We start from the raw sequence: 15,646 nt of genomic DNA on the forward strand, positions 1-15,646 counted from the left end.
AAAATATATAAATTAAAAAATCCCCATGAACAATAAGATTCATGGGGATTTTCCTTGGAGCTGTTAACCGGATTCGAACCGGTGACCTCGTCCTTACCAAGGACGTGCTCTGCCACCTGAGCCATAACAGCATTTTTGATTTCTGTCGAGTGACAGCTTTTATATTATACTCAATTGTACCTGCATTGTCAACCCCTTTTTTTCAAATTTTATCAGGAAAAAAGAGGACGGCAAACCAATTGTCAAAAAAGTGGTTTTATGATAGAATATAAGGGATAATAAAATCAAACAGGAGGCAGTTATGATTACGCTTCAGAAAACGTCAGTCATGAATCTGGAAAACGCCATGAGGGGCGCCCGTAATCCCATGAACAGCTGGGCGCGCAGTGACAGCGGCTACGACGGCGAGGGGAACTATGTGCTGGGAGAAAACGATTTGGATTTAGCCCGGCGGCTTTGCGTTTCGGGAAGCGATCACCGGAAATTCATTCGGCAGATTTTTGTTTCGGTGGATATTATGGCGCCTTTGTATTGGTGGAAGGAATACGATACCTATAAAGTGGGCACGGTGGCAAACTCTACCAGCACCATGCATAAAATTCACAGCAAGGCTTTCGAGCGAGAGGATTTCAGCTGTGACCATATGACGGATGAGACTTTAGACCAGATGGACCGGGTCATCGCCTATTTGGAACAGCTGAGGGGCAAATATCTGGAGACGAAGGATAAGGCTTACTGGTACGATATGATTCAGTTTTTGCCGTCCAGCTACAACCAGATGCGGACTTGCACCTTTAGTTACGAAAATTTGGTGAATATGTACCGGGCGCGGAAAAACCACAAGCTTGATGAATGGCATGTGTTCTGCGATTGGGTTAAAACCCTGCCCTATGCCAGAGAACTGATTTTGTTCGGAGAAAAGCCGGAGGAGGACGCGTAAGATGCCGGGAAAACTCATTGTCATCGACGGATTGGACGGCAGCGGCAAATCCACTCAGAGCGAGCGGGTGGCCAAATGCCTGCGGGCCCGGGGCGAGCAGGTAAAGCTCATCTCCTTTCCGGATTACGGCGAGCCTTCGTCCGCTTTGGTTAAGATGTATTTAGGCGGGGAATTCTCCGATTCTCCCAATGGGGTAAACGCCTACGCTGCCAGCACTTTTTACGCGGTGGACCGGTATGCCAGTTTTAAAAAATTTTGGGAAAAGGAGTACCTAAGCGGGCATACTATTCTGGCGACAAGATATGTGAGCTCCAATGCCATTCATCAGATGGGTAAGTTGCCACGAAATCAGTGGGATGAATATTTAAAATGGCTGGATGACTTCGAATACGAAAAGCTTTGCCTGCCTCGGCCAGATCAGGTGATTTTTCTCAATATGAGCCGCAGTGTGGCCGATCGACTGATCGAGGGCCGTTACGGCGGTGACGAGAGCCGCAAGGATATCCACGAAAAAGACAGGGCTTATCTGCAAAGCTGCCAGGAGACGGCGGAATACGCTGCGAAGGCGCAGAATTGGCGGATGATTTGCTGCGATGACGGAAAAAATCCACTGCCCCTCGAATTCGTGACGGAGCGGATAATGGAGAAAATAGAGAGCAGAGCCTAAGAAAGGACGATACCATGCTGGAATTTAAGCCCCTTACCATAGAAGATAAAGACTGGATGAGCGTTTACTACCGTAAAAAAGATGTAAGTGCCGCCCAATTCAGTTTTGCGGCTAATTATGTCTGGCGGCTGGCGTACCCCATGGCCGTCAGCGAGGAGGACGGCTTCTTTTTTGCCAAAGTCCAGATTAAAGAGGGGTATTCCTTTCTATGCCCCATTGGAGACGGGGATTTGGATAAAGCCATTGGAAAGATAGAGGAATACTGCCGGGAAAATGGTCTGCCGGTCCGTCTCCACGGAATTTTGGAGCCAGATAAGGAAAAACTGGAGCAGATTTACGGCACTCGGATGGTTTTTAAAAATAACCGGGACGACGCGGAATATGTCTACGAGCGGGAAGCTTTGGCCAATTTGAGCGGAAAACGCTACCACGGCAAACGAAACCACATCAAGCGGTTTATGGATAACGACTGGGGCTACGAGCCCATCACAGAGCAAAATATCGAGGAATGCGTGTCCATGCAGCGGGAATGGTGCCGGCAAAACGGCTGTGCTTCCGACGACGATAAAATAGACGAGGGCTGCGCTGTTATGCTGGCGCTGCGGAATTTTTTCAAACTGGGGTTCAAGGGCGGGCTACTGCGGCAAAACGGGAAGGTCGTAGCGTTTACCATTGGGGAACCGGTGGGGAATTCCACCTTTGCCGTGCATTTTGAGAAAGCGTTTTCTGAGATTCAGGGAGCGTATCCCGCTATCAACCAGCTGTTTGTGCAGTCGGAAATGGAAGATTTTCGTTATGTAAACAGGGAAGAAGACACCGGTTCGGAGGGGCTGAGGAAGGCGAAGCTTTCCTACCACCCCGCTTTTTTGCTGGAAAAATACACGGCGGAGCTGATCGGATAGATGGAAGGTTATTTCGATTTCGCCTGCCGGGAGGACATTCCAGATTTGCAGGAGATGTGGCGGCGGTGCTTTGACACAGAGGACGTCTATAGCGATTTTTATTTCAAGCGCCGGCTTGTTCCGGAGGACACGCTTATCTGGCGGGTTGATGGAAAAGCAATCTCGATGATGACGCTGATGGACGTATTTGTCGGCGGCGAGCGAGGCTGCTACATCTATGCAGTGGCAACGCTGCCGGAATTTCAGCACCGGGGCATCTACCGAGAACTTGACCGGCGGGCCGACGATGAAATCAGACGGCGGGGCGGCAGTTTCAGCTGTCTCGTGCCGGCAAATCCGGGACTGTTTCCTATGTACCGGAAATTGGGGTATGAAACCGCCTTTTTTATCGAGGAGGGTCTCGTCCAGGGCAGGGGAAAGGCGTTTTATGAGTTTCATCCCTGTTCTTTTGAGGAGTTTTGGGTACTGCGGGAAGAATTCCTTGACTCGCTTAAAAACCCGGTTCGCCACCCGAAAAAAGAGTTGCGGTACATTTTTGAAGAACTGAGGCAGTTTTCCGGGGATGTATTTTTATATGAAGAGGACGGAAAACGACGTTACGCCGCCTTTACCTGCGCAGCGGACGGAATTTACCTGCGAGAGTGCAGCGGGAAGGCATGGGAGCGGACGGCCCGTTCACTGATGGAGCGGTACGGAAAAAAAACCGTTAAGGTGCACAGCCCGTTACCAGGCAAAAAATTGCAGACAGTGCCCTTCGGCATGGGAAAATATCTAGATAGCGGAAGTTCGTCCCTGAAAGAGCATTGGGGCGGATCCGGATACATGGCTTTGATGCTGGACTGAGCGGTAGAATCTGTTTCTTTCAACCTGAAAAAAGGGCGAATTTGGACTCAAACCGCAACAGAGCGAAAAAGGAATGGTGAATGAGATGGTATACGTGTTTTTGGCAAACGGCTTTGAAGAAGTGGAAGCGCTGGTTCAGGTGGACATGCTCAGGCGGTGCGAGCTGGATGTGAAAACTGTAGGGATCGGCGGGCAGGTAGTCCGGGGATCTCACGGTATCACAGTTGCCTGTGATATTACGCCGGAGGAGATGACTTGCAATGGTCTTCAGGCCATCGTGCTGCCAGGCGGGATGCCGGGCACTCTCAATCTGGAGCAGAGCGAGGAAGTGCAGAATATGATCCGCCACTGTATGTCCGAGGAAATTCTCATTGGCGCTATCTGCGCCGCTCCGTCGATTCTGGGGCATATGGGGATTTTGCAGAACAAAAAGGCGGTATGTTTCCCCGGCTTTGAAGGGGAACTCATCGGTGCCCAGGTGCTCAGTGTCCCAGTGGTTCGGGACGGAAATATCATAACATCCAAAGGAGCAGGAACGGCGTTTCAATTTGCATTCGCAATGGCAGAAGCAATCTGTTCGCCGGGCCGGGCAGAGCATCTGAAAGCGGGGATCCAATGGCAAGAGTAGACATCCGGGAAGTCAAGAAAAAACTGCGGGCGGAATTTAAGGACCTGAGACGCAAGATGCCTTTCGAGGAAAAAAACAGGAAGGACATGGCGATTCTCGATAGGGTTTTGAAGCTGCCGGAGTATAGAAACGCTAAAATCCTCCTTACTTATGTCTCCACCGACATCGAGGTGGACACCAAAGCCCTTATCGAGCAGGCGCTTTTGGACGGAAAAACCGTGGCGGTGCCCCGCTGCACACCGGGTAAGATCGACATGAAGTTCTACATCATCCGTTCGTTAAGCGATTTGGAGCCGGGGGCCTTCGGGGTGCTGGAACCGCCTCCTGAGCGATGTCAGGAACTAAAAGCGTTTGAAGGCTCCGTTTGCATCCTGCCGGGTCTTGGATTCGACATCCAGGGATACCGGTTGGGGTATGGCAAGGGGTATTATGACCGCTTTCTATCCAAATATGAAGGGAAAAATATAGGGGTTTGCTACAATATTTGTCTAAAATCGTTGCTCCCTCACGGAAGATATGATAAAATGGTCGATATACTGGTAACAGATAAATTTGTGAAACGGTTTCACGGAAAATAGAGCCGGGGGTTTCCGGCAGAGGAGAAAAAGCATGGACGAAAAAAACAAGGAGGGAATGGAACCGGGAATGGAAGATGCCGGGACTTTTCCCCTCTATGACAGCGATGAACAGTTTGACGGACCCCAGGAGCATTTGGAGCAGACGGTTCCCTTCGATTCTCAGAAAGCGAAGGAGCAGCGGGAGACTGGCGCCTATGCCGTGGGGACGTTTGGAGACGAGCCGCCCCGAAGAAAGCGCAAAAAAGTGCGCCGCAAAGGCAAAATCTATTCGATTGTTTATATTTTAGTGGTGTTGGCGGTCTGCGCAGTGATTTCTTACTTCTGCATCAGCGCCATTAACGACGTTTTAGCGGTGACCAAGCCTGATAAGGCCATTGAAATCGTCATTCCCGAAGGGGCTACCACCAAGGAGATCAGCAATATTCTCCATGATGAGGGACTTATCAAATACCCCTGGATTTTCGAGAAAATTTCCGGTTATGAAAATTACGACGGAAAATACGCCGAAGGCGAGCACGTGCTCAATACGAATATGGGCTATACCATCATGATGCGGACAATGCAGAAATCCAATCAGCGGGAAACGGTGACGGTCACCATCCCGGAGGGCCTGCCGCTCAATAAAGTGGCACGGATTCTCAGTGAAAACGGCGTCTGCGAGGCCGCGGACTTCATGTCGAAAGTGAATTCCACCGATTTCGGCTTCGATTTTGAACAGCAGATTCCAGACGACAGCAAGATCTTCTATAAGATGGAGGGCTATCTTTTCCCCGATACCTATGAGTTCTATAAGGGGGATACGCCCCTCAACGTCATCCGCAAGATGCTGGTGAACTTTGATTCCAAGATTTCCACCGATGTGAAGGACTTGATGACCAAGCAGGGCATGGACCTCCATGAATTGCTTACTATCGCGTCCATTGTCCAGGCGGAGGCGCCCAATGTGGAGGAGATGAAAAAGGTCGCGTCGGTTTACTTAAACCGTCTAAACGACCCGGCCACCTTCCCGCGGCTGGACGCCGATCCTACCAGAGATTACGCCACTGAGCAGATTCTTGGAAATCAGGGCAGCCAGGAAATCGCTGACGCCTACAACACCTATGTGGGTAATGGCCTGCCGCCCGGCCCCATCAATAACCCCGGATTGCACGCCATCATGGCGGTGCTTCAGCCGGAGGACACCCCGTACTACTTCTTCTGCACCGACCTGCGCACCGGTGAATTCTATTACGCTGAGACACTGGAAGAACACAATCAAAACGTCCAGAAAGCGGGCCTTCGCCAGAACGCGCGGTAAACGCTGGAATTGAGACTGTAAACGATTTGCCCCTTCTCCTTTCCCATAGGGCTGCTGCGGGAAGGGGGAAGGGTTCTCGTTTGTGCGAGCGGCAATCAAGGAGTTTGGAGGAATGAACGTAATGATGACAAAGCCGGAAGTACTGGCTCCCGTGGGGGATATGGAACGGCTCAAGGCAGCCATCCGCTTTGGAGCGGACGCTGTCTACCTGGGAAGCACTGAGTATGGCATGCGGGCGGCTTCGGCTAACTTTGGCATGGATGATCTGAAAGCGGCCGTCCAATATGCCCATGAGCGGGGCGTCCGGGTGTACCTTACCTGCAACACCCTGCCGAACAACAGGGAAATGGAACGGTTGGAGGAATTTCTCCAAAATGCCGCAGGCTGCGGAGTGGATGCCTTTATCGTTAGCGACATCGGCGTGCTGACCACGGCAAAAAAAGCGGCCCCCCAGGTGGAAATCCACATTTCTACTCAGGCGGGCATCGTCAATGCGGTGACAGCTACGGAATTTTATAAAATGGGGGCCAAGCGGGTTGTGCTGGCCCGGGAATTGTCGCTGGAAGACATCCGCTACATCCGGGACCACACTCCGCCGGAGCTGGAAATCGAGGTTTTTGTTCACGGGGCCATGTGCATGTCCTTTTCAGGGAGATGCCTCTTATCGAACTACATGGCGCACCGGGACGCCAACCGGGGAGAATGCGCCCAACCCTGCCGGTGGGGGTATTATCTGGTGGAGGAAAAACGCCTTGACCAGCCCATGCCCATTATGGAAAACGAACAGGGGACTTATATTTTAAACGCCAAGGACCTCTGTATGCTGGAGTATATCGACAAGGTGATCGAGGCGGGAGCCACCTCGCTGAAAATCGAGGGGCGGGCCAAATCGTCCTACTACGTTTCGGTGGTGACGAACGCCTACCGGATTGGGGTGGACAGCTATCTTGAAAGCCCCCAAAATTGGAAATTAGAACCCTGGCTCATGGACGAAGTGCGGAAGGTGAGCCACAGGGACTATTCTACTGGATTTTATTTCGGGCGGCCCCAGGAGGGGCAGCGCTATGACACCGGCGGTTATATCCGCAACTGTGATATTGTGGCGATAGTGGACTGCTGGAAAGATGGAGTGGCCTACTGTACCCAGAAAAACAAGTTTTTCGCAGGGGATAAGGTGGAACTGCTGGAGCCGGGGAAACGCCCGGTGGAAATTGCCATTACAGAGCTTTACAACGAGGAGGGGGAGGCGATTGAGGACACGCGGCACGCCCATATGAAGTTTTCTTTTCCATTTAAAACCCCCGTGGCGGAGGGAACGATAATCCGCAAGGATGTATAGAGATAAAATACCGGGGTGTATCCAGTAAATCAGGGAAAATTTCCTTAACAGTTTCCATACATCGGCTCCAAGAGAAAGGACGACTGCAACGTGACAAAAAAACAGCAAGGTAATTTCAAATGCGGCATCGGTTATTTAACCGGTCAGACCTATCTCAATTTGTTTTTAGCGACCATTTATTCGATGATTTTGTGCGGGGCCATCAAGTTCCTCTTTGAGGACCAGTGGTGGTCGCTCCTGCTCATGGGGGTGGTCTGCCTCATACTGGACGGAGGCATGGTCTACCAGTTCATGTGGCGGCAGGGGGACAAGGAAGCGAATTACATCCAGTTCGGGCGGATCGAAAGAGAGCCGTACAAAGGGCTGAAGATAGGGCTTCTCGCCATGATACCCTACGGAGTGATGGACCTTATGCTGGCGCTGTCCCTTGCGAAGGTTCTGCCTTTCGACTTCTTGCGGACTTTCCGTATCCTCAACGCGCCGCTTTATGGGTTTATGAAACTCATTCACCGGGACTGGGGCTGGGCGACGGCGTCGACGCCGGGGCTTTCCTGGGGGGCGTTTGTCATTTTGGCGCTGATGCCGCTCATTTACGTTTTGTTCTGTACTGTCGGGTACGAACTGGGCGTGCGGCATATTTCTATTAGGGAAAGACTGGTTTATAAACAGGAAAATAAGGCCGAATAACTCCCCACCCACTGGCAGCCTTTGGCCGGAGATCGAATCCCGAAACCTTGTTGCATTACAATAAAGGCTGTCCACTCATATTCTCCCGGCATACCGAATAAGATTTTAAAAAGATTCTGTATGCAAAGGGTGGGTTTTGATGAGAAAAAGTCGTCATGGGGGTTTGCTGACCGTTTCTGCGGTATTGTTGGCCATGGTCATGTTTTTTGTTGCGGCGAGCCAGGTCAAAGAACATCTTTCCGCTGCGGGAGAACCGTCCCAGTTCCGGAAAGTCATCATCGATCCGGGCCACGGCGGCATGGATGGCGGTGCCATTGGAACCGGCGGCGTCATTGAAAAGGACATCAATCTCGCCATCTCTCTAAAGCTCCGGAGCCTGCTGGAAATCCAGGGATATGAGGTGTTGATGACAAGAGATACTGATGTGTCCATTTACGACGATGGCATCAAGGGCATCGGCAAACAAAAAAAATCCGATATGTACAACCGGCTGAAGCTCATCGAGAAAAACCCTGACGCCATCGTCCTTTCCATCCATCAAAACCAGTTCCCTCAATCGAAATACCACGGGGCGCAGATGTTTTACGGAAAGAAGAACCCTTTGAGCAAGGAAATCGCCCAGTCGATCCAAAAAACCTTTGCCGGGGAGCTCCAGCCGGACAACACGAGGGAAATCAAGCCCGGCGGCAAGGATCTGTTTTTGCTCTACCGGAGTGAAAATCCCATTGTGCTGGTGGAATGCGGTTTTATTTCCAATCCAGAGGAATGCGGGAATTTATTAAACGAGGAATACCAGAGCAAGGTGGCGTTTGTGATTTACAGCGGCCTTGTAAAAGAATTAGAGGATAATCAGCAGATTGAGAGCGAGATAGGCTGAATAAAAGATCAAAGAGGACGGGAAAGGACAGGAGTGACCGATGGCCAAGGCGAAAGACCTGTATGTATGCAGAGAATGCGGATATGAGACGGTAAAATGGATGGGAAAATGCCCAGCTTGCTCGGCATGGAACAGCTTTGAGCAGGTGACACCCATGGCCGCTTCCCCGGCGGTGTCCGGCTCCCGGAGCGGGGGAAAGCCGGCGGCGGTTTCCCATATCGGGGAAATCCACTCCCAGGAGGATATCCGGTATCTAACCGGGATTTCCGAGCTGGACCGAGTGCTGGGCGGAGGGCTGGTCAAAGGCTCGCTTCTGCTGCTGGGCGGCGACCCGGGCATCGGGAAATCCACCCTGTTATTGCAGGTGTCCCAGTCGCTGGGGCAGGGGCTCAAGGTGCTCTATGTTTCGGGGGAGGAGTCGGCGAAGCAGATCAAGCTCCGGGCGACGAGGCTCGGAGTCAACGCTGAGCATCTGTTTATTTTGGCCCACAACGATTTGGAGACCATCATCGCCACCATTAAGAACGAGAAGCCTCATGTGGTGGTCATCGACTCCATCCAGACCATGGTGCTTTCGGGGGTGGCGTCCTCGGCGGGAAGCGTTTCCCAGGTGCGGGAATGCACCAACGCCCTGCTGGCGGTTGCCAAGGAAAACGACATCTCCATCATTCTGGTGGGGCACGTGACCAAGGAGGGCAATCTGGCGGGGCCGCGGGTGCTGGAACACATTGTGGACGCCGTGTTCTTTTTTGAGGGAGACGAGCATCACAGCTACCGTATTCTCCGCGCGGTGAAAAACCGGTACGGGGCCACCAACGAGATCGCTGTGTTCGAGATGCGGGACAAGGGCCTTACCGAGGTGAGAAACCCGTCGGCCATGCTTTTGGCGGAGCGGCCTCAGGACGTTTCCGGGAGCTGTGTCGTCTGTGTACTGGAGGGAAGTCGTCCAGTGCTGGCCGAAGTCCAGGCGCTGATTACGAAAACCGGGTTTCCGTCCCCACGCCGGATGGCCACGGGGTTTGATTATAACCGGATGTCGCTACTCATTGCCGTGCTGGAAAAGCGAGCGGGGTACTTCTTTGGAAACCTGGACGCTTACGTCAATGTGGTGGGCGGCCTGCGTCTGGACGAGCCGGCAACCGACCTCCCCATCGCTTTGGCTATGGTATCGGGGCTTCGGGATAAGCCGATTCCGTCTGATACCTTCGCTGTCGGAGAGGTTGGCCTGGGCGGGGAAATCCGCGGGGTCGTCCGGGTGGAGGACCGCATCCGGGAGGGAGAACGGATGGGCTTTCGACGGTGCATTCTACCACGGTCGTCCCTGGAGCAACTGGGAAGCGTCCGTTTTGACCTGGAACTCATCGGCGTGGGAGACATCCGGGAAGCGCTTCGGGCGATACAAAAAGAATCATGAGAAGTAAACGGGAATTCGTTTAAACGAATTCCCGTCAATTGTTTACCTGCCCAAATATTGGAATGAAATTGTAATTATATTTTACCGTTTTGTATTAGACGCAGAGGTGAATTTATGGTATCATAAATCTATTATCATGTTTTAGAAGGAAGGAGGGGGAGTATGGGACAGAAAAAGCATACGGTTCGGTTTTACAGTATTCTTTTGGCGCTGACGCTGTTGATTTTTGGGTACACCCTGTACCTTTGCCTGCGCCCCCAACCGGTTTCCTCCAAGGAGGAGTCTTCTTCTGGAAGTTCGATGTCTTCGGGAGTTTCGGAAGAAAAGCCGCCTTCCGAATCCTCATCCGGGCCTGTTTCCGATGGACGCATCGGCGGCACCGATCTCCCCTGGTGGTCTATGGAGGAGGAAAACGTGGATAACCTGGACCCTGATAAGCCCATCGTCGCTTTGACTTTTGACGACGGCCCTTCCCAATATACGAAACGTATTGTGGATACGCTGACGGAGTATAACAGCAAGGCCACTTTTTTCGTCATGGGATACCGGCTGGAGGAATACGGGGAAAATACCCTTTACGCCTTTAACCATGGTATGGAAATTGGGAACCACAGCTACAGCCACAAACAGTTTGTGGGGCTCAACCAGCATTCCATTAATCAGCAGATGAACGACACGAACAAGCTCATCAAGGATCTGACCGGAAAGGAACCGAGGCTTTATCGGCCGCCTTACGGGCGTATCAATCAGATGATTCTCAGTAAAATCCCTATGGCAGCGATTCTTTGGAATGTGGACCCTCAGGACGGAAAAGCCTACGACGCTCAGGAAATCGTGGACAACGTGATGGAGGACGTGAAGGACGGATCGATCATCTTGCTCCACGACGTGTATGAAAAAACGGCGGATGCGCTTGACATCCTCCTTCCAAAGCTGATAGAAGAGGGCTACCAGGTGACCAATGTGTCTCAGATGTTTGCCTGCCGGGGTGAGCCTATCGAAATTAACCAAAAATACTACTTTCTTACGGATATGAAAGCGGTGAACTGCACATACTGATTCCATCGGAATCTCCGGTGGGAAGGGGGAAGACCTGTGGCTTCCAGATACCGCAGGCACCGCAAACCAAAAGCGGTGTTCAAAACGACGGCGGCGATTTTGTGGGTGATGCTGGCTGTTTGCCTTTTGGGACTATGCTATGAGCTCTATCAAAATTATTTGCGATGATGGCGCAGACGGTACATGTTGTGCTATGGAACCTTTAGAAAATTACTGCCACAATGAAAAGCGCATCCTGGAGACGGGATGCGCTGATTTTCTATTGATGAGCGGGTGGCGCCTCGGTGGGGAGACAGCTGATTTCGTACATATGGATAAAAATAGTGAGTGACTTTGATGCACTGGAGGTATTAATAGGTGAAAAGCTTTTCAGAAAGAAAGTGTGGTGCGGAAATTGGACGACCAGCAACTTATCACTCTCATGCAAAACGAACCGGAAAAGGGCGTGGAGCAGGCAATCAGACAGTATGGCGGCCTCTGTAAGGCAGTGGCTGTGCGGATTCTGGGAGCCGATCATCAGCAAGATATCGAAGAATGTATTTCCGATACTTTTGTGAAGCTTTGGCGGGCAGCCGGCAGTATCGACCTTCAAAAAGGCACCCTGAAGGCCTATACTGCCTCCATTGCCCGAAATACGGCCATCAACCGTTTGAGATACCAAAAGCGGGTCTATGAACTGCTTCCCCTAGAAGAAGACAGTTTGCAGATGGAGTTGGACTTGGAGTCAGAGCTTTCAAGAAAAAGAAATGGAGAAATTGTGCGGCAGACGGTTTCGGAGCTTCCAGAGCCGGACCGAGAAATATTCATTCGCCGGTATTTTTATTGTGAGCGCATCAAGGCGATTGCTCTGCAGCTGGGGCTCAGCCCGAAAGCGGTGGAAAACAAGCTGTTTCGGGGCAAGCAGAAGCTGAAAGCCATGCTGATCGAGCGGGGAGCCGCGGTGTGACCACTGAGGTCAATTTCCAGGAAGGAATGATGATAATGAGTAACAGCAGAATAGATGAGTGCATGGATTTGCTGGACGAAGAATTCCTCGCCGAAATTGAAATGGAGGAATTAGCTTTGACACAACAGGAACAGAACCACATTCAGGACAATGTGATGAAAGAAGTAGGCTGCAAACGGAAAAGATGGAGTAGGAGGGGCGTCGCTATTTTAGTTGCGGCGGCCATTGGGGTTTCTTCCCTAACAGTTGCGGTGGCGGCGGCTTTTGACATGGGCCCAGCCTTCCAAAAATTTTTCGGGGCCAGCGGAGAAAATGACATCGCTCTTCTCAGTGCGGCGGGCGGCCAGGTGGTTGCCAGCGACACTAAAGGCGGATATACCGTAGACGTAAAAGGTGTGGTAGGTGACAAAAAAAGCGTAAATATTCTGTTTGATCTGACAGCTCCTGAAGGGGAAACCGTTACTGACATGTACCGATTCAGCGACACCCGCATCTGGCTTGAAAAAAACGGACCGACATCGATGGGCTGGTATGTAACTCAGATCGATGACGGAAATCCCAGCGATAATAAGGCGAGCTATGTAATAAGCTGCACCACTGATAAGAATTTTTCCGGTGAAAAAGTCAGTTTGGCCCTGGGAAATCTGGTAAACGACAGCATCCAAAGCGGCGATTTGGAAGAACCCAGCACAATCTTGGAAGCCGGGGAGTGGAAATTGGATTTTAAAATGGATTACAAGGATACTTCCAAGAGCTATAAAGTCAACAAAGAGTTCGACTATAGCGGGCAAACTGTAACCTTGAAATCCGTGAGCATATCTCCCCTGTCGGCCAGCTTTGAATTGCAGGGAAAAGTCGCCTTGGATGAGCTGGAGGTATCTTCAAAAGGAACGTTTTTAAGTGACGAGTCCGGTGACTATGACGTTTCCATTCAAATGAAAGACGGCACGGTGTTCCAGGAATTTACCGGTGGAGGAACCGGCAGCGAAGGCCTAAAAGCAGTGGCGACAATTCAGTTTGCCAAGGTGATTGATCCCGCGGATATTGCGTCCATTACCTATCGGGGAATTACAATTCCGGTTGCAGAATAAGAATCTGATTACGAAAGCCCCGGTGGATATCCACCGGGGCTTTCGATTTAACAAGTCTTTATTTTTCAGAGAGCTCCAAAGCCTCCAGAAGTTCTTCCTTTGGGCGAACGCCAACCATCTGGTTCACCACTTTCCCTCCCTTGAAGTATAAGAGAGTTGGAATGCTCATGACGCGGTACTCTTGAGCGAGGTTTTGTTCTTCGTCAATATTTACCTTGCATACCAGGGCTTTTCCGTCCACTTCGTCGGCAATTTCGTCAATGACGGGACCCAGCATTTTGCAGGGATTACACCAGGGTGCCCAAAAGTCCACCAGCACTGGCAGCTCAGAACCCAGTACCATTTCTTCAAAATCTGTTTCTGTAATATGAATCGTACTCATTTTGACATCTCCTTTTCAATTAGTTTGATTCGATTGCATCTGCGCTTTTCTGGAGGCAGGTCGGTTCCGGCGAGATAAACCGTTTCGGAAAGAGTCGCTCCAAAAACAGAGAAAAACATCTCAGCTGGAGCTTTGAGTGATTCCACTGCCGAAAGGTCGCAGCCTCCACAAGTGCAAATTAAAATACCTTTTTTATTGTTCGCAATTTTTTCCCGTTTAAACAGGACCCGGCGGACAAATAGCTGCTGTGTCCGATCGATAAATGCCTTAAATGGTGCTGGAAATCCTAGATAATACACCGGTGTCGAAAGGATAATGGCGTCTGCTTGATCCAGCTTATCGGCAATGCTTTCAAAAGAATCGTGAAGCGGACAGCCGTCGTGTTTGTAGCAGTATTTACAGTCGGTACAGGGCTTAATACGGGTTTCAAACAAATCTACGTGCCGGACATAAGCCGTGCTTTCGAGTTGTTCTAGATAAGCCGCCGTAAGTTTTTCGGTGTAGGAGTCATTATGAGGAGAACCGTGGAGTACCACGATTTCAGATGAGAATTTTTTGTTCGCAGTATTCGCAGACAAGCATATCGCCGCTTTCTATGTAATGTTTCGGCAGGTAGGTTTCAGCATTGGTAATACAATTGGGGTTGGCACAGGGATGGCCAGTCTGAGAGGTGCCATAAAATAAGTTTTGCTGGTAATCCTGCTTGCTCAGCATCCGGATAATCAACGCCATGCGGCCAAACACGCCATATTGAGCCTGTTTAAAGTAAACTGCCCTGGGATCGTTGTCTACTTGTTGGGTGATTTCATCCACGCGGGGCAGGGGATGAAGAATTTTCATCTCTTTTTTCGCCAGAGAAAGTTTTTCAGTGTCCAGGACGTAGATGTTTTTTTGTGCTTCATATTCCGCTTCGCTTAAAAACCGTTCTTTTTGGATACGGGTCATATAAAGGACATCCAGGTCGCCAATGACCTCGCTGAGGGAAAAGACCTCGGTATAGGAACAGCCAGCACTATTTAAAATATTTTTAATATAGGCCGGGACAGCCAGTTCTTTGGTGGAAATCAGGACAAATTTATTGTTGTCATATTTGGAGAGGGCCTTGATAAGAGAATGAACGGTACGTCCATATTTTAAGTCGCCGCAGATGCCGATGGTCAGATTGTCCAACTGTCCTTTTTCCTTTACTAATGTAACTAGGTCAGTCAGAGTTTGGGTGGGATGGAGGTGTCCGCCGTCTCCGGCATTAATGACGGGGCAGCGCTGTGAGTAGGCAGCTGCTGCTTTTGCAGCACCTTCCAGCGGATGGCGGATGGCGATAATGTCTGAATAGGAGTTGACAATGCGGATAGTGTCACCTAGGGTTTCACCTTTTGCCACCGAAGAATTCTGAGGATTCGAAAAACCAATGACTTGTCCGCCCAGACGGAGCATGGCGCTTTGAAAAGACATTTGGGTACGGGTCGATGGTTCGTAAAACAGGGTGGCGAGAATTTTTCCTTCCATAATGCCGTAAAAATCCCGAGGATTCTGTTCAATCTTCAAGGCTAAGTGAATAATGTTATCCCATTGTTCCATGGGAAGATCTGCAAGGTCGATCAAATGGTTGCAGCTCATGGTGTTGTCCTCCGTGATTATTTTCTACTTTATTCTATCATTAGCACCTTAAAATAACAAGAGGCGATTTATGAACATTATGAAGGAAGAAAAGAAAGTGAGAATTTTCGGCTTTTTAAAAAAACTTGCAAATTTCTGTAAAGTTCCCCTTGACAATTGTATATTGGCGTGATAAAATAAACAAGCTGTCGCAAAACGAGGGAAAATGAAGAGGGGCAGCAAAAATGTCTCAGGGAACCAGTGTGAAGGCGAAAAAAGCGCTTGACATAGGGGAAGAGAGATGATATAATAGAAAGGCTTCGGAAGAGGGCATGTCCGGCGGAGGCGGGGGATGCAAAGGGAAGAGGCGCCTAAAGGGAAGGGACTGAACCGGCCGAGA

The 15,646-nt window shown here is 50.5% G+C and carries 18 protein-coding genes and 1 tRNA gene; 15 read left to right on the plus strand and 4 right to left on the minus strand.

Features of this window, described 5'->3' with window-relative positions; all coding sequences use genetic code 11:
* Positions 1–55: 55 nt before the first annotated feature.
* Positions 56–131, minus strand: a tRNA-Thr gene (locus H8710_RS12165).
* A 170-nt stretch (positions 132–301) separates the two neighbouring features.
* Here H8710_RS12165 and H8710_RS12170 point away from each other — a divergent pair.
* The 15 genes from H8710_RS12170 (at position 302) to H8710_RS12235 (ending at position 13,268) form a co-directional block, all read left to right on the plus strand.
* Positions 302–940 (plus strand): hypothetical protein, encoded by a 639-nt coding sequence (locus H8710_RS12170; protein WP_249296107.1) that lies wholly within the window; start codon positions 302–304, stop codon positions 938–940.
* A gap of 1 nt (position 941) precedes the next feature.
* Positions 942–1,607 (plus strand): dTMP kinase, encoded by a 666-nt coding sequence (locus H8710_RS12175; protein WP_249296108.1) that lies wholly within the window; start codon positions 942–944, stop codon positions 1,605–1,607.
* A gap of 14 nt (positions 1,608–1,621) precedes the next feature.
* A complete protein-coding gene (locus H8710_RS12180) occupies positions 1,622–2,509 on the plus strand; it encodes a DUF2156 domain-containing protein (protein WP_249296109.1) in 888 nt (295 codons plus the stop codon).
* Positions 2,510–3,352: a GNAT family N-acetyltransferase gene (locus tag H8710_RS12185; RefSeq protein ID WP_249296110.1), complete on the plus strand. Its 843-nt coding sequence runs from the start codon at positions 2,510–2,512 to the stop codon at positions 3,350–3,352.
* 73 nt (positions 3,353–3,425) lie between these two features.
* Positions 3,426–3,980, plus strand: coding sequence for a DJ-1 family glyoxalase III (locus H8710_RS12190; RefSeq protein ID WP_249296111.1), 555 nt, complete (start codon positions 3,426–3,428; stop codon positions 3,978–3,980).
* Positions 3,968–4,558, plus strand: coding sequence for a 5-formyltetrahydrofolate cyclo-ligase (locus tag H8710_RS12195; protein ID WP_249296112.1), 591 nt, complete (start codon positions 3,968–3,970; stop codon positions 4,556–4,558). The genes H8710_RS12190 and H8710_RS12195 overlap by 13 nt, the downstream gene beginning before the upstream one ends.
* Positions 4,559–4,589: 31 nt before the next feature.
* Complete coding sequence (mltG, locus tag H8710_RS12200; protein WP_249296113.1) at positions 4,590–5,855, plus strand: endolytic transglycosylase MltG; 1,266 nt, start codon at positions 4,590–4,592, stop codon at positions 5,853–5,855.
* 82 nt (positions 5,856–5,937) lie between these two features.
* On the plus strand, positions 5,938–7,194 hold the full coding sequence (locus H8710_RS12205; RefSeq protein ID WP_346727115.1) for a peptidase U32 family protein: 1,257 nt from the start codon (positions 5,938–5,940) through the stop codon (positions 7,192–7,194).
* Between the two features lie 90 nt (positions 7,195–7,284).
* On the plus strand, positions 7,285–7,881 hold the full coding sequence (locus tag H8710_RS12210; protein WP_249296114.1) for a hypothetical protein: 597 nt from the start codon (positions 7,285–7,287) through the stop codon (positions 7,879–7,881).
* 139 nt (positions 7,882–8,020) lie between these two features.
* Complete coding sequence (locus tag H8710_RS12215) at positions 8,021–8,758, plus strand: N-acetylmuramoyl-L-alanine amidase (protein WP_249296115.1); 738 nt, start codon at positions 8,021–8,023, stop codon at positions 8,756–8,758.
* 40 nt (positions 8,759–8,798) lie between these two features.
* A complete protein-coding gene (gene radA / locus H8710_RS12220) occupies positions 8,799–10,172 on the plus strand; it encodes a DNA repair protein RadA (protein WP_249296116.1) in 1,374 nt (457 codons plus the stop codon).
* Positions 10,173–10,334: 162 nt separating this feature from the next.
* Positions 10,335–11,231: a polysaccharide deacetylase family protein gene (locus H8710_RS12225; RefSeq protein ID WP_249296117.1), complete on the plus strand. Its 897-nt coding sequence runs from the start codon at positions 10,335–10,337 to the stop codon at positions 11,229–11,231.
* A 36-nt stretch (positions 11,232–11,267) separates the two neighbouring features.
* Positions 11,268–11,399, plus strand: coding sequence for a hypothetical protein (locus H8710_RS13415; protein WP_283242874.1), 132 nt, complete (start codon positions 11,268–11,270; stop codon positions 11,397–11,399).
* A gap of 217 nt (positions 11,400–11,616) precedes the next feature.
* Positions 11,617–12,177, plus strand: coding sequence for a sigma-70 family RNA polymerase sigma factor (locus H8710_RS12230; RefSeq protein ID WP_249296118.1), 561 nt, complete (start codon positions 11,617–11,619; stop codon positions 12,175–12,177).
* Between the two features lie 35 nt (positions 12,178–12,212).
* Positions 12,213–13,268: a DUF4179 domain-containing protein gene (locus H8710_RS12235; protein WP_249296119.1), complete on the plus strand. Its 1,056-nt coding sequence runs from the start codon at positions 12,213–12,215 to the stop codon at positions 13,266–13,268.
* A 58-nt stretch (positions 13,269–13,326) separates the two neighbouring features.
* On the opposite strand, the gene trxA is transcribed toward H8710_RS12235, so the two are convergent.
* Genes trxA through pyrB form a run of 3 tightly spaced genes read right to left on the minus strand, consistent with a single transcriptional unit; the run spans position 13,327 to position 15,267 of the window.
* Positions 13,327–13,650 carry a thioredoxin gene (gene trxA, locus H8710_RS12240; protein ID WP_249296120.1) on the minus strand — a complete coding sequence of 108 codons (324 nt, stop codon included), beginning with the start codon at positions 13,648–13,650 and terminating at the stop codon, positions 13,327–13,329.
* Positions 13,647–14,228, minus strand: a complete 582-nt coding sequence (locus H8710_RS12245; protein ID WP_249296121.1) for a flavodoxin family protein — start codon at positions 14,226–14,228, stop codon at positions 13,647–13,649. The genes trxA and H8710_RS12245 overlap by 4 nt, the downstream gene beginning before the upstream one ends.
* Complete coding sequence (pyrB, locus tag H8710_RS12250) at positions 14,191–15,267, minus strand: aspartate carbamoyltransferase (protein ID WP_249296122.1); 1,077 nt, start codon at positions 15,265–15,267, stop codon at positions 14,191–14,193. The genes H8710_RS12245 and pyrB overlap by 38 nt, the downstream gene beginning before the upstream one ends.
* Between the last annotated feature and the right edge of the window lie 379 nt (positions 15,268–15,646).

This window comes from Fumia xinanensis, assembly GCF_014384905.1.
GTDB lineage: Bacteria > Bacillota > Clostridia > Oscillospirales > Ruminococcaceae > Fumia > Fumia xinanensis.